The sequence below is a fragment of the Oceanobacillus sp. B139/18 genome, from assembly GCF_055524595.1.
Map to the genome: position 1 here is coordinate 1,266,869 of NZ_JBVFXI010000001.1, position 15,073 is coordinate 1,281,941.

13 protein-coding genes are annotated in these 15,073 nt (G+C 41.2%); 4 read left to right on the top strand and 9 right to left on the bottom strand.

Going from position 1 to position 15,073, the window contains the following annotated elements:
- Positions 1-10: 10 nt before the first annotated feature.
- From opp4C to ACZSMY_RS06180, 3 genes are read left to right on the top strand one after another with little or no spacing between them, the layout of a single operon-like run.
- Entirely contained in the window at positions 11-931 is a 921-nt protein-coding gene (gene opp4C, locus ACZSMY_RS06170) for an oligopeptide ABC transporter permease (RefSeq protein WP_042533657.1), read from the top strand.
- Positions 932-935: 4 nt separating this feature from the next.
- Positions 936-1,925, top strand: coding sequence for an ABC transporter ATP-binding protein (locus ACZSMY_RS06175; protein ID WP_256706181.1), 990 nt, complete (start codon positions 936-938; stop codon positions 1,923-1,925).
- The gene (locus ACZSMY_RS06180) at positions 1,922-2,911 is read left to right on the top strand and encodes an ABC transporter ATP-binding protein (protein ID WP_042533655.1); all 990 of its coding nucleotides are present in this window, start codon (positions 1,922-1,924) and stop codon (positions 2,909-2,911) included. Before ACZSMY_RS06175 ends, ACZSMY_RS06180 begins: the two co-directional genes overlap by 4 nt.
- Before the next feature lie 49 nt (positions 2,912-2,960).
- Here ACZSMY_RS06180 and solA read toward each other — a convergent pair whose 3' ends face one another.
- From solA to ACZSMY_RS06225, 9 genes are all read right to left on the bottom strand, one after another.
- Positions 2,961-4,100, bottom strand: a complete 1,140-nt coding sequence (solA, locus tag ACZSMY_RS06185) for an N-methyl-L-tryptophan oxidase (RefSeq protein ID WP_042533654.1) — start codon at positions 4,098-4,100, stop codon at positions 2,961-2,963.
- Between the two features lie 22 nt (positions 4,101-4,122).
- Complete coding sequence (locus ACZSMY_RS06190) at positions 4,123-4,596, bottom strand: acyl-CoA thioesterase (protein ID WP_042533653.1); 474 nt, start codon at positions 4,594-4,596, stop codon at positions 4,123-4,125.
- Between the two features lie 36 nt (positions 4,597-4,632).
- On the bottom strand, positions 4,633-6,369 hold the full coding sequence (locus tag ACZSMY_RS06195) for a class I adenylate-forming enzyme family protein (RefSeq protein WP_465147555.1): 1,737 nt from the start codon (positions 6,367-6,369) through the stop codon (positions 4,633-4,635).
- Between the two features lie 152 nt (positions 6,370-6,521).
- Complete coding sequence (locus tag ACZSMY_RS06200) at positions 6,522-7,373, bottom strand: metallophosphoesterase (RefSeq protein WP_256706177.1); 852 nt, start codon at positions 7,371-7,373, stop codon at positions 6,522-6,524.
- A 114-nt stretch (positions 7,374-7,487) separates the two neighbouring features.
- Positions 7,488-8,228, bottom strand: coding sequence for an esterase family protein (locus tag ACZSMY_RS06205; RefSeq protein WP_465147556.1), 741 nt, complete (start codon positions 8,226-8,228; stop codon positions 7,488-7,490).
- Between the two features lie 17 nt (positions 8,229-8,245).
- Positions 8,246-9,415 (bottom strand): ATP-grasp domain-containing protein, encoded by a 1,170-nt coding sequence (locus tag ACZSMY_RS06210; protein ID WP_193062008.1) that lies wholly within the window; start codon positions 9,413-9,415, stop codon positions 8,246-8,248.
- A gap of 236 nt (positions 9,416-9,651) precedes the next feature.
- Complete coding sequence (locus ACZSMY_RS06215; protein WP_042533648.1) at positions 9,652-10,479, bottom strand: alpha/beta hydrolase; 828 nt, start codon at positions 10,477-10,479, stop codon at positions 9,652-9,654.
- Positions 10,480-10,541: 62 nt separating this feature from the next.
- Positions 10,542-11,831, bottom strand: coding sequence for a globin-coupled sensor protein (locus tag ACZSMY_RS06220; protein ID WP_052485051.1), 1,290 nt, complete (start codon positions 11,829-11,831; stop codon positions 10,542-10,544).
- Positions 11,832-12,231: 400 nt separating this feature from the next.
- Positions 12,232-13,059 (bottom strand): mechanosensitive ion channel family protein, encoded by an 828-nt coding sequence (locus ACZSMY_RS06225; protein WP_193062005.1) that lies wholly within the window; start codon positions 13,057-13,059, stop codon positions 12,232-12,234.
- A 398-nt stretch (positions 13,060-13,457) separates the two neighbouring features.
- Between ACZSMY_RS06225 and ACZSMY_RS06230 the strand changes: the two genes are divergently transcribed.
- On the top strand, positions 13,458-15,035 hold the full coding sequence (locus ACZSMY_RS06230; RefSeq protein WP_193062004.1) for a PTS sugar transporter: 1,578 nt from the start codon (positions 13,458-13,460) through the stop codon (positions 15,033-15,035).
- The last annotated feature ends 38 nt before the right edge of the window (positions 15,036-15,073 follow it).

The window sequence follows — 15,073 nt, forward strand, 5'->3', positions numbered from 1 at the left end:
GGCGAGCACAATGGCTTATTCAAGTAATGAAATGATTCAATCAGGTCACACTGTTCAAAAATCTTCTTTATGGAAAGAAGTTTTGAAACGTTTTTTAAAAAGAAAAATGGCTATTGCCGGATTACTTATTCTTTTATTAGTGTTTTTATTCAGTTTCGTCGGGCCTTTCTTTTCCCCATATATGACCGCTGGCACTAACTCGCAAGCTATTCACCAGGCCCCTAATTTATCACACTGGCTTGGAACGGATCACTTAGGAAGAGATGTACTTACCAGATTAATGCTGGCCGGCAGAATTTCCTTGACTGTCGGAATCGGGGCAATGTTCCTGGCCGTAACAATTGGCGGCATTCTTGGTATTCTAGCAGGATATTATGGTGGTATTATCGACCAAATTGTAATGCGTATTGCTGATATTTTAATGACTTTACCCGGCCTTCCGCTTCTTTTTATCATGGCTGCTATTATGTCAGAGTGGCAGGTGCCGGCAGAGCAAAGATTATATATTGTTATGATTATGTTAAGTCTGGTAAACTGGCCGAGCCTCGCGCGATTGATCCGCAGCCAGGTTCTCAGTTTAAGAGAAAGAGAGTTTATGGTAGCAACCGAAGTATTGGGGCTGCGTGATAAACGAAAAGTATTAAATCATCTTCTCCCAAACGTCGTTCCTTTATTAATTGTAACGGCTACATTAAGTGTCGGGGGAGCTATTTTAAGCGAATCGGTATTAAGCTTCTTCGGATTGGGTGTTGTCCCGCCGACTGCCTCATGGGGAAACATGATTAATACAGCGAATACGTTAATCGATTTTACCAACAGACCATGGCTTTGGATTCCTCCTGGTGTAGCCATTTTCATTACGGTTATTGCGGTAAATCTATTAGGCGATGGACTGCGCGACTCCATTGATCCAAACATGAAAGGAAGGTAATTACATGGCACAACAAGAACCGCTTTTATCCGTTCATCAGTTAAAAGCACACTTTCAATCAGAAGACGGATTGGTAAAAGCTGTGGATGGAATCAACTTTGACGTTTATCAAGGAGAAACTGTCTGCATCGTCGGAGAATCAGGATGTGGAAAAAGTGTTACAGCCATGTCTATTATGGGGCTGCTTCCCGATACATCAAAGGTAGAAGGAGAAATAAATTTAGCAGGTAAAGATCTCACCAAGCTTTCGAAAGGAAATATGCGCAGAATTCGGGGAAATGAGCTATCTATGATTTTTCAAGAGCCAATGACTTCCCTAAACCCTGTTATGACAATAGGAGAACAAATGACAGAAGTCTTATTAGAGCATCAGGCGATTTCCAAAAAACAAGCAACAAAGAAATCACTTGAACTGATAAAAATGGTTGGTATTGGACGCGGTGAACAAATTATCAAATCCTATCCGCATCAATTGTCGGGGGGCATGCTTCAACGCGTAATGATTGCCATTGCCCTTGCCTGCGACCCGAAGGTGCTTATTGCAGATGAACCGACAACAGCGCTCGATGTCACGATACAAGCACAGGTATTGAATTTATTACAGGATTTAAAGGAAGAAACAAATATGTCCATGCTGCTGATCACACATGATCTTGGTGTCGTAGCTGAAGTAGCAGACAGGGTTGTAGTAATGTATGCCGGTAAAGTAGTTGAGCAAGGCACGGTGGAAGAGATATTTGCTAATCCGAAGCACCCTTACACAAAGGGTTTATTGCAAGCCAAGCCCGTCCTCGGATCGCGAAAGAAAAAACTGTATACCATTCCAGGGCAGGTTCCGAAGCTGGTTGATTTAAAGCCCTCCTGCTACTTTGCTGACCGCTGTGAACACTGCATGAAGATTTGCACACAGCAAACACCCGAGCTAAAAAGCGATGACAGCAGTGAACATAAAGTCGCCTGCTGGCTTTACGAAAATGAGGTGGTACACAAATGACACAGGAATCGCTTATTCAAGTCCATCAGCTCGAGAAAAAATATAAAACAAAAGAAAAAATGTTTAGTAAAAACAATGAGTATATCAAAGCCGTTGATAATGTGACTTTTCATATTAAAGAAGGAGAAACATTTGGACTAGTCGGAGAATCTGGTAGCGGGAAAAGCACCATTGGTAAATCAATTCTGCGCCTTCAAGATATTTCCAATGGAGAAATCAAATATCATGGAAAAAATGTTTTTGAATTAGATAAAAAAGAAATGCGTCACTTGCGTACGAAGATGCAATTTGTCTTTCAAGACCCATTCAGCTCTTTAAATCCGCGGTTACGGATTGGCGATGCCCTTGCAGAGCCTTTACTGGACCACGGCTTAGCAACAAAAAAGAATGTGAAGGAAAAAGTGATGGAAACAATGGAACTATGCGGACTGCCGACGTACCATATCAATAAATATCCGCATGAATTCAGCGGCGGTCAGCGTCAGCGAATCGGCATCGCCCGTGCGATGATTATGAACCCGGAATTTATTGTAGCGGACGAGCCAGTTTCCGCACTAGATGTATCCATACAAGCGCAAATTATTAACCTTTTTCAAGAACTGCAGGAAAAAAGAAACTTATCCTATCTATTTATTTCTCATGATTTAAGTGTGGTAGAGCATCTATGCTCCCGGATAGGTGTACTGTATTTGGGTACCATGATGGAACTGGCCAGCAGGGATCAATTATACGAGAACCCGCAGCATCCTTATACAAAAGCATTGCTGTCTGCGGTTCCTATTCCTGACCCGACCAAACGGCGCGAACGTATTTTGTTGAAAGGAGATTTGCCTAATCCCGCATCTCCCCCTTCCGGATGCAAATTTCATACTCGCTGTCCATTTGCTATGGATATTTGTAAAAATGAAACACCTGTATTCAAGGAAAGAGAGCCAGGGCATTTTGTAGCTTGTCATTTAGTAGATCAAGAGAAAGCAAATACTTAAAAACAAAGGTGTATCCTATTAAACAAGCGGATGCACCTTTGTTTTCATTCTATTGATACCCATCAAATCTATTTAGCTGGAAGCTTTCTAAACTCACTGCCAGTTCCCTATCCGTTAATAACCTGGCTAAGCTTTCCCCAATTCCGCTGGCAAATTTAAAACCATGACCGGAAAATCCGCAGGCAACGACAATATTGGTATGCCCCGGCAAATAATCTATAATAAAATCTTCATCAGGTGTGTTTGTATATGTACACACCCTGCCTTCTTTAAGGTCTATATCCTTCGAGAAATGCTTACGCGCAAAGGCAAGTGTCTCCTGTTTATCTTCAGAATATGTTCCAAACGGAGCCAGCTCTCCCGGGTCCTCTAAAGGATGCCCTGCATCATGTCTGCCAATTTTCAATCCGGCGCTATCGATACTCGGAAAACCATAATATGTACTTTCCTGGTCAACATGTCCCCAGCCCGGAAACGATTCTTCCGTATAATTCGCTACTTCAGCTGCCGTAAACCAGGAAAATGTCTTCCGCACAGGCGTAAGAGGCAGCGAGATATCGAGCAGCTTTGTCACTTGATTGGTACCCTTTCCGGCAGAGATAAGTAGCTTCTTCCCTTTTATTTCGCCATCGGTTAATTTTACTGTAACTTGATCAGCTGTTGTTTCAATTGCTTGAACAGATCTGTTTGTATATAAATCCGCACCATTTTTTTCTGCTAAGATCCGATAGGCGCGAACAGCATTTTCACTGAACAATACGCCCGAATTTCTCTCAAAATAGCCGACAGCGTCAGCATCTAATTGAAATCCCGGCCAGCGATTGTTAATTTCTTCTGCTGTCATGACATCCAGCGGAAGCTGATATTCCTCTGCTGATTTTTGAACGGTCTCCAAAAACACATTTCCTTTTGCACCAAAATTTAGAACACCAGTCTTTAAAAATATGCGTTCCTCCGTTTTCTCATCCAGCTCTTCCCACAGCTTTTGTGCATGTAATGCCAATGGAACATAATTTCCGCCTTCTCCGTAGGCATGACGGATCAGTCTTGTTTCCCCATGATGAGAACCCTCTTCATGCGGAGGGTCATCGGAATCAATAAGCGCCACTGTTTGGCCCGCTTCTGTTAAATAATAGCCTGCCGACATCCCCATGGATCCCGCACCAATAATAATCACATCGTATTCCATTTTGAGCTCCCTCCCTATTCCTCTAGTCAGCAATTCGCTGTATTTTTTCATACAGTTCTGGATGTGTTTTTCGAAGCTTCACCGGTTTCCACGCCTTATTCACCCACATATGTGTTGTTTTTCCCGTGGTGAGTAATTCCCCGTAAGGTTCATCCGCTGTGGCATGATTCAACCCGTTAGCTTTCCAATCTTCTTCCGTTATTCTTCTCGCTTCATATTCAAAAACTAACCGAATCGGGGAATACTGCTCAATACGTGTGAACAATACAACCAAATCATCAAATCTTGCTGAGCTTTTATATACAGCATTCACGTCCAATACCGGTAAAAGCAGCCCCTCTTCTTCAATCGCGTGATAGGACATATCAAAATGCCTCATCCACTCTGTCCGCGCTACCTCAAACCAGGTAATATAGTTCCCGTGATGAACAACCCCCATTTGATCTGTATCCTTGTATTGCACTCGCATTTGGTGCTGATGCCATTCTTGTGCCATTCCTATTTCCTCCTATACGTTTCTCTATCTTACTTATTATGGGCGGTTTAACTTCTCCTCCGCCATTTCCTGCAAACGAAATTTTTGAATTTTTCCAGTGCTTGTCAGCGGCCAATCAAAAGCTGATATAACCCAGACATATCTAGGTATTTTAAAACGTGCTAGCTTATCTGTACACCACTGGACGATTTCCTTTCTCGTAACAGCTTCTCCATCATACACTTCAATAAACGCAGCCCCTATTTCTGTTGTCATCGAATCAGGAACCCCTATCACACCCACTTGTGCAACGGCTGGATGTTCGGAAATAACCGCCTCTACTTCTCTTGGAGCAACCAGCTCTCCGGAAACCTTATACATTTCTTTACTGCGGCCTAAAAGCTGTACATAGCCATTTTCATCTATTCTTCCGACATCGCCGGTACGCAGCCAGCCATCTTTGTCAATAACTGCCGCTGTTTCTTCAGGCTTATTATAGTATCCGCTTGTCACAGATGGACCGCGGACAGTTAATTCCCCAACAGCTCCCGCTTCTAAATCCTTTCCATTTTGCGGATTGATGGTTTTATATTCTGTTGCGTGCCCTTGGAACTCCGAAAGCCCGCTGGAACCCGCTAATTTAGGACGCCCTACTCTTGTCGAAATCATTTCTAAAGAATCCCCCAGTTCTGTTGTCACCCCCGAGGAGCTTACCTCCGTCTGCCCATACCCGGTAATCATTTCCGTCAATCCCAGCGTATCCATGGCTTTTTTCCATACGGGAACGGGAGCAGGTGCAGCCCCGCACCACATCGCAAAAAGCGATGACAAATCAAATTCTGACACCTTTGGATGATTTAATAAGTTTACCAGGGTAGATGGAACACATAAGTAATCATTCGCACGATATTTTTCCATTAATTCCAGTGATTTTAACGGGGATGCTCCAAGCGCAGAAATGAAAGAACCGCCAACAAAAGACATAGCCAGTATCGCTTCTACAATGGCAAAGCAGTGATAAAATGGCAATGGAGCAAATGTAATCCGGCCTTTCTCAATAGCCCGGCTGTAGCATGTACTAAACGCGCAGCGAAGCAGCATATCATGTGTCAGCATAACCCCTTTAGGACTTCCCGTTGAACCAGAAGTGTACATAATAATAGCTGCTTCATCCGGATATAGGGAGGCATTCCAACGCTGTTTCCATTCTGTATCAGAAACCTCCTGGCCTGCGTGCAGGAAATCCTCCCATTTAATAAAGGAATCCAAGATTTCCGTATGTCCATCTGTTTCCATACAGATTACTTTTTCCAGTGAAGCATTATCTTGAAATTCTTTTGTTTGCCATAACGCTGCGACTGTTTGAGCGTGTTGCTTATCCTTCACTGTCTCATGCACAACTAAATGATTCGTATCTGACTGCCGTAATATATAGGTTAATTCCGCTTTCGAAAGCATGGAATTAAGTGGAATGAACACAGAGCCGACCATCGATGAAGCTATCATAAGAGACGGATAGGCTGCATCATTATCCAGTAAAACAGCAAGATGATCGCGCCTTTTCACTCCATTATGTATAAGCGCTTTCGCTATTTCTACAGCATAATCCCATACATTTTGATAGGTGTACGTTACCCCGCTAATATGCATGAAAGCTTGATCCGCATAAGCTTCCACACTTTTTTGAAAATGAGCAGCGATTGTATCCCGATTCCAAACGGGATAACCCTCCAATAACTCCTCTCTTCTCTCATTTACCGTTTTAGCTGTCTTCTGCCCTTGTTGGTTGCCCATGAAAAAGAAAATCCCCCTTAAACTGTCTTTATTTTATGTAAATGCGATTTGTTTTCTATTATATCACTATATATTCCGTAAATTAAATGACAGGTTTTTAGCATAAAAAGAAGCAATACCTTCGTAAAAAAACAGGCATTGCTTCTTTCATGCTATTGTTCCGGTTGAATCGTAATCAAACTGATCTGACTCTGGTTAAGAAATCGTATTGGCAATGCAGAAGTCCCCAGACCGCTGTCAATATACAAATAACGCGCATCACCTAATGAATATACGCCCTTCTGTAATTCAGGCAATAGTCCCTCGTCCGGAGCGACAAGCGCCCCAATAAACGGCAGCCTTACCTGTCCGCCATGGGTATGACCGCTTAACACGATATCCGCATCAACCTCCGGGTATTTCTGAATAACGGCGGGAGCATGAGAAAGTAGAATGGTATATTTATCCGTATCTACGTTGGAAAAAGCCGAAGACATATCTTCATGATTTGTGGATACGTCATTCACGCCAACCATATTAAACAGCTGGCCATCTTTTTCAAATTGTGTATGTTCATTGCTTAGAATGCGTACTCCTCTCTTCTCTAATCCGGCCAAGAAAGCCTCTTTCTCCGGATTTTCATGCTCATGATTGCCAGTGACAAAATAGGTATCCGGGTTTACCTGTACTAAAGCCTCTGCCAGTTCAAAGGCTATCTCCAGTTCTTCTGTTTTCCGGTCAATCAAATCTCCTGTCAGCACAATGATATCCGCATCCAGCTCTCTCGCCTTTTCGAGCACCCTTTCATTATCTTCCCCAAACAACCGGCTATGTACATCCGTTATTTGCAGCACGGATAGCTCTGTACCAGCCTCCAGCTTCACACTGGAAAACTGCTCTCTATTAATCTTAAAAGTGTTTGTATCAAAATATACTTTAATCAGCAATGAAAGCATTGCCAGCAGGAGAACGCTTAATATAATCCCTCTTTTTAAATTGTTTTTGGTTTTCTTAGTTCGTTTCATCTTTTAACCTCTTTATCCATCTATTTTTCAGCAGGGAGCATATAACTGCTCCCTCTACCAAATTTTCCCCATTAAAAAACACCAGCACTTTTATTGTACTAGTGTTTTAGCATTTTAGGAAAACAATTTTTCCAGATAATAAGGCATTTGCTTCCGCCACCAAATCCAATCATGGGAAACATCTTCGCCCCATTCATCAAACCAGGCAGGAATCTGCTTCTCTTCAAACGCTTTTTTCAATGTATAAAATGAAGGCAGTCCATCCTGCTCCCAGTTCCCAAGGCCGGTACAGACAATAATATCGGCTGAACGGTAATGATCGATAAACCAGCCATCATTCTGATTCCAGATATAATCACTCGGTGAATTTTCATAGACAAGCGGGTCATTTCCATAATCTCCGAAAAAGAAGCGTGCATCGTATATACCGCTGAGGGCCACCGTCGTCTGAAAAACATCCGGGTGCCTTAAGAAAAAGTTGAGCGCATGATAAGCCCCCATGCTGCAGCCGGTTGTCATCATTGGATGGAACCAGTTTGTTTTATGTTGAATAAATGGAATTGCTTCTGAAATGACATAACGATCGTACGCCTCATGAGCTAATGCGCGGTCATGCGGCGGCTTGGAATCATGCAGCCAGCTCTCGCTATCCACGCTGGCTAACGCGAAAAATTGCACCTTTCCCGCTTCAATAAATTCCTGACACGCATCAATCATTCCAAAATCATAGTATTCATAATGTGACCCGCCGGATGATGGAAACACAATAATTGGTGTACCGCTGTGTCCATATCTGTTTAATGGCATCTCCCTTCCTAATTCTCCGCTCCAATGGCTTAACTGTTCCATCTGCATTGTCAAATCCCCTGTCTCTATTTTTTTCGTTCATGTACAAAACGAGTAATTTCATTAACCTCTTCTTCCGTATCCGCATTGATTGCATAAAATTGATTTCCCTGCAGATGGGCAAATGCTTCCGGCATACGCTCAGCAAACTTTACCCTGTCTCCGAATTTATCACGGATTGCTTTGGTATTGTTTTGGTATTGATAGGCGTCCCGCTGGGTAACTCCAATACAATATTGATTCGGAACATCCGGCTTCTTAAATCCGCTTCCTGTTACCAAAGAAGCATACTGTGCAAATAAATCAATCGAGTAAGCATAGTTATACATATCAATGGTGTAGCCGCCAGCCAGACGGTTATTATACTCCAGCGCCACGTAATCTCCATTTTCTAATTGGAAAAACTCAATATGAAAAAAACGTTCCTTCATGCCAAAGATTTTCACAATCGCTTTCCCGTATGCTTCAAGCTTCGGATCAATTTCCTTCTGAATAACATAGAATAGATCCAGCTGCCCCTGAACGAGCTCTAATGTCGGCACATTATATGTAAAACTTGTCTGAAAAGCAATATCTCCATTTTGATCCGTCAGGCCATCAAACGTACACAGCTTTCCGCCTTCCACATAAGGCTCCAGGAAATAAACGGTTGTTTCCTGCCATTCCGCTTCAAAATGACGTATATCTTCATCTGAACTCAATTTAAAGGTCGCAGCCGAGCCGACACCACTATCCGGCTTCGCAATTACAGGAAGCCCTAATTTTTCCACAGCTTTCGACAAATCCTCTTTATTTTTTACGACATAGCCCTCTACCACTGGCACACCAGCTTTTTTAAACAGCTTTTTCATTTCCGATTTAAACTTTACCTTTTTCAAGTCAGCTGTTTTATTCCCATACACATTAAATTGTTCACGAAGCTGCGCATCAAGCTCTAACCAGTGTTCATTATTAGACTCAATTCGGTCAATCGGGCCATGCTTAAAAAACAAAAACGCTACAGCACGCTTTACTTCATCAACATTTTCTAAACTATTGACCCGATAATATTCGCTTAACGATTTTTGTAATTCTGAACCTAATTGATCATAAGGCTCTTCCCCAATTCCAAATACTTGAACGCCTGCACTTTTTAAACGATGCGCAAAAGTCTGAAAATTCTTGGGATAATATGGTGAAATTAGGATATAATTCATATTATTTCTCCTTTCGTTACCTAGGTAAAAATCATTAGATTACCTGTTAAAATACCATTTTTTTAATTTAAAATCAATATAATTTTTAGAAAATTGTCAAATAAGATTAGATAATAAAAAAATACTCGAAAGAAACCGCCGTTTCATCCAATTTAATGAAGTTAATCAACCATGAACCAACTCAAACTCACAATGATTTCCGACGGATTCTATCAATTTTTAAACAGCTATCTCTATCACCAATTTGCACCTAAGAATCGAAAACATTCCGGAAGATGCTTTGACCAGGCTTCCTCATTATGCTCCTCATCCGAAAAAATATTTAAATCGATATGGTCGATAGGAATACCGCCTTTGACCAGCTGTTTATAATACTTTAGCGAACAGTCGATATACGCCTGCTTCATATTACCATACATTAATTGCCGGTCCGCGTCGTCACCCTCCTCTGTCCCGACTTGGACATACACACGCTGTTCCGGATCTAACGTTTCTCTTTCCATATAATGGTCAAATGCTTTGTTAGTAATCCAGTTAGCAAGCGAAAAAATCCCCAGGCCGCCGATTTGATCCTTATATTCAATTCCCATAAAAGCAGAAATATTTCCGCCAAGGGAGCTGCCAATCATTGCCGTATGGTATTTATCTGGTTTAGTTCGATAATGTTCATCGATAAAAGGCTTTACTACTGTCATAATAAATTCAGCAAATTCAGCGCCTCTTCCTCCCAATTCAATATCCTCCGGGAGCGGGCTTTCCGTTATTTTCCATGGTGTATATTCATTAATGCGGTCTCTTTCGCCATTATCAATCCCGACAATAATCATTTTGGGCAAATCCGGATTCCGTTTTATTGCCGGAATCACCTTCCATGAATAACCGCTGTAGGCTTCACTGCTGTAAAAAACATTTTGCCCGTCATGCATATACACAACAGGATAATGCCGATCCTTTTCTTTCCCATAATCCTTTGGCAATAATACCCGCACACGACGGTTCTCTTTTTTATAAGCCATTGGCAGCTCGTGGGATTCCAGCTTTAAATAAAAATAGGATTGTCTCATGTATATTCCTCATTCCGTCAAGATTCTTTAAGCGTTTTTAAAATTGCGGTAATAACAAGCTATCATTCCATTTCATTAAATTTCAGAGAGTAATTCTCAATCTCACCCATGGAAGATTCTACTTCACTGATACTGTGCTGATTTTCTTCCAATGATTGTTGAATCTGACTGCTGTTTTGCGAAATACGGGCCATAGATTCCGAAACCTTCCTTAATATTTCTGCTGTTTTCGCTGTTTGTTCACGGACGGATGTTACTTCTTCCTGTGTTTCTCTAATCGCTTCCCGGCTATTTGCAACCTGTTCGTTTGTCTCCAGGATCAAATCGCTTACTTCAGCAACAGCTTTCGCTGATTGCTCCGCAAGTTTACGCACCTCATCCGCTACCACAGCAAAGCCTTTTCCTTGCTCACCAACTCTTGCTGCTTCGATAGACGCATTTAGAGCTAATAAATTTGTCTGCCCCGCAATCGACTCTACAATAGAAATCACCGATTTGATTTTTTCGGCACTGCCTGTTAATTGTTCCAACCTTTCTACGACAAGTGCCATATGCTTATCCAAATGGGACATGCCTGCATTCGTTGTCTGTGTCTGCTCCATCCCCTGCTGTGCTGATTCACTTGTGGCGGCAGCAATTTCTTCCCCTTGCTTGGATATTTGATTGATTCGATTTGCTTGATCTACCATTTTTATCACAGACTGATTCGTTTCCGAAGACAAGAAGCTCAAGTTCTCAGCTGTTTCTCTCATGGAAGTAATCAGGTTTTGATTCTTTTCATCCATCACAGCTCTTTTCTCTTCAATATCTGCTTCATATGCTTCTAAGACGATCTGCTGCTCGAAATTCAACAGCTTATTTACCACCTGTATCGCATACAAAAAGTTTTCTTTGTCCTGATATGTATCTGATACTAGCTTGGATATTTGAAAGAACAGCTCTTGAAAGGAAGCGATATACCATTTAGGCTGCAAACCAATATGTACATGCACCTGGGCAATCCTCCGGCGCTTGTCAATAAATGCTTGATTAATTTCTCCGGAAAACATTTCTATAACGTGTGTTGCCAATGTTTGTTTTAATCGGCTGACCGAACTGTTGTCTTCGATAATATCCATTAACTCTGGAGAAAGTGCCAAATTAGCATAGAAAGCATCGATAATAATATCAATATTTTCTTGAATCACCGGCTTCAATAATCTGGCAACAGCCAAATCCTGCTTTGTTAACCTGGATATTTTCAGCTGTAACGCTAAATCGGTTTGCTGCAGCTTCTCTAAAACCACAGTTACTTCTTTACTGCTTTCCAATAAACTCTCTTCTCTCTCATCTTTACGAAAAATACTTCTCAACCAACTCACTCCTAAAGCTTATTTTGCAAATGCTCATTATTTCTTACCTGCTCAGCAATCAAAATTTTGTTTGTTCTCTATTTCTTAGTAAAAGAAAATTGTATATGTATCTTTATCATGACACTATTATACAGGATGTGCGTGCATCTATGACTGTCTAAATAAAAAACATCTGCTTCAGAAATAAAGTTGATTCAAAAGTCCTATTATAAAATTAAGATTATTTCTTTTATTAAGAAAATAAACAGCGATTATTCCTTATAATCACCAGACCACTCCTGTTTCATCTTTTATCCCCCTTTTAAATAAAATCAAACAAAAAAGGCATCGATTAATCGAAAGCCTTTTTGTTTTAAAATAACATTATTCTTCATACTAAATTATTCCCTTATGCCTTCACCTATCCCTGAGGCTGTTCGGCATATGTTTTTTCAGGATCGTCCTGATTTGCATCAAGCGCTTCTTTAATCGCTTTTCGTAAATCACGTTCTATTGCCCATTGCTCCATCATTTCTGTCTTAGCAATAACCCGTAAAGTTACCGCAGCTGTATCAAACGTTTGGACACCAATTACATTGGGCCCTTCTACGATTTTAGAATTCATTTCTTTCATTTCATCACAGACGGTTTGAATAATGCCAACTGCTTCATCAATATTATCACTATATGGAATGACAATATCCACTAAAGCCTGCATATTCCCGCGGGTGTGGTTGCTTAGGGAGGTAACTTCCCGGTTAGGTACATAGTTTAACGTGCCATCAAAGCCGCGAATTTGCATTGTTCTGAGCCCGACATCTTCTACAACCCCATCATATCCGGCAGCTGTTACATAATCACCAACATCCACCTGCTTCTCCAGCAGTAAGAAAAAGCCTGTAACTACATCACTGACTAATCCTTGCGCACCAAAGCCAATAGCCAGTCCTACCACACCAGCCCCGGCAACTAAACCAGTGGCATTAATATCAAAAATACCAAGAACAACCACTAGCGTAACAAATAGTAAAGCGTAAGAAAACGTACTAATGGTTAAAGACTGCAGCGTTTTCGTTCTGCCTGCCGACATTTTTTTCTTCACTTGTGCTTTGGAAAAGGAATTCCGAATAAATCGCTTTCCAATAGCACGTACAATATAAAATACAATAAGCGTTCCAATCAATTTTAAAAGAATAAATCCAGTATCTAATAGAAGCTGCTCCCAATTTATATTTTCTATCCAATCCATTTCATCTTCTCCTTTACTGCTCTCAATGATTGATGATTATATCAAAAGAGGAATCTAAAGTAAAATAAGACAAAATTCGATGAAATCATTCAATCAACAAAAACAGCATTCGATAAAGTGAAACTTCCTTCAGTGGGGATTTTTCGACGCACAACAGTTCTTCGGTGGGGCGAGTAATCGCAGCCCCAGCCCCAGCCAGTTACACTGCGTTAAATTTCATTTCAACAAATACAAAACATTTAATATGAAGATATCTGTTAAACAGAATCTTAGAAATCTATTCCCTAGCCGCTCAAATCACTTTCTTTTAGATCTTTAAAGACTTTATCGCTTTAGTATGATAAAATACTAATGTGTTAAAAACCTGTTTATTGAAATTTTCTACTGGGGGAATAATCTTGAAAACTATAGCTATCATAGGTAGCTCCGGCGGCAACCTGTACAATTTAGGAGGAAAAAATCCAAGGAAATTATTAGACGAAATTGAAAACCAATGCAGTGCTGCAGATTTTAACATCGCTGCCGTTCAATTTATTGCTTCTGACGTTTCCATGGACCAAGCAAAAGCAAGCTCGAAAACAAGCCTTTTTAGTCTAGATGAAGAAGGGCAAGTTACACAAAGCCCTCCAAATACATTAGAACAAATAAACGAACAAGCAAAACAGACAGACGAGCAGATAGCTGCGCTTATACTTAATCAAACAGTTGATGGGTTAATCGTCATGAGTGCGGATCCAAAGTGCGCCAATCAAAATGTCATTAACGCAGCCATTCAAAGGAACATACCGATCGTCGGAACAGGCGGAACGTCCATGGCAACCATCAGCGCACAAGGTGCGAATGTTATTGCTAAATCAGGAACAACTGGTACAACGAACCGAACGCGAGCAATTTCTTTCACTAGCTCCCTTGCAAAATATTGGGATGTAACATATAAACCAATTATTGGAACCACGAGTAAAATGAATGCGGAAAACAGCGGAAGCATTTGGAAAAATATGAATATCCGCGGTATCATGGTTTCTGCATTGCCTGGTTTTATTGCGATGGCACTTGTTCTTGCGTTAAGTAAGATTCCGATATTCAGTGGTCTAGAAGATATTTTTGATATAATGATTGGAGCACTTCCGATTATTATCGCTGCAATTGCCGCCAAACAAGTGTCTAATTTAGACGAGGTATCAATTGTAGCCGGGGTTGTAGCTGGTGTATTATCCGTTAATGGCGGTATTATTGGCGGTCTCATTGGTGGTATTTTAGCAGGAGTTTTCGTACATTATTTCTTTCAAAAATGCATCAGCTGGAAATTTCCGATGACAACCGTAAATATCGTCACTGGAGGCCTAGCCGGTTTATTCGCAGGGCTGTTAGTCTACTTTTTATTCGCGCCGATCGCATTGTTCATCGGGGATGGAATTAAAATTGCAATCGAGGCAGCCATTGCATATAACCCTATTTTAGCGGGGTTACTAGGCGGTCTGCTTATTTGGCCGGCCATTTTAGGCGGGATATACCATGCAGCTATTTTGCCAATCGTATTATTAGAAATGGAAAAAACAGGCGTAAGCTTCTTAGGAGCCATTGATATGGTTGGTTTAGTTATGGTATCTGCTGGAATCAACTTAGCAAACATCGTTGCTCCGAGGGAGAAAGGAGAAGCAGCTGCTGCAACCCCAGGATTCTTGATCAATATGGGATTCGGAACATTTGTGGAAGCAGCCTATCCGTTCATGTTCTCAAATAAAATCGTATTCGCCGGTGCCATTTTATCTGCCGGAGTCGGCGGTGCCCTAGTCGGCCTGTTCGACGTTCGCGGGACCGCCTACGTTCCAACATTCACCACACCATTTTTATCTGATAATCCATACGGATTTATCATCGCCATGCTTGCAGCTTTTATATTATCTTTTGCGATTACATTGATTGCAAATAAGAGAAAAAAAGTGGATATTGTAGATAAGGGCGTAAATGCTTAACAATTGAAAGCAAACAGTATAGTTAGAACGATGACTAG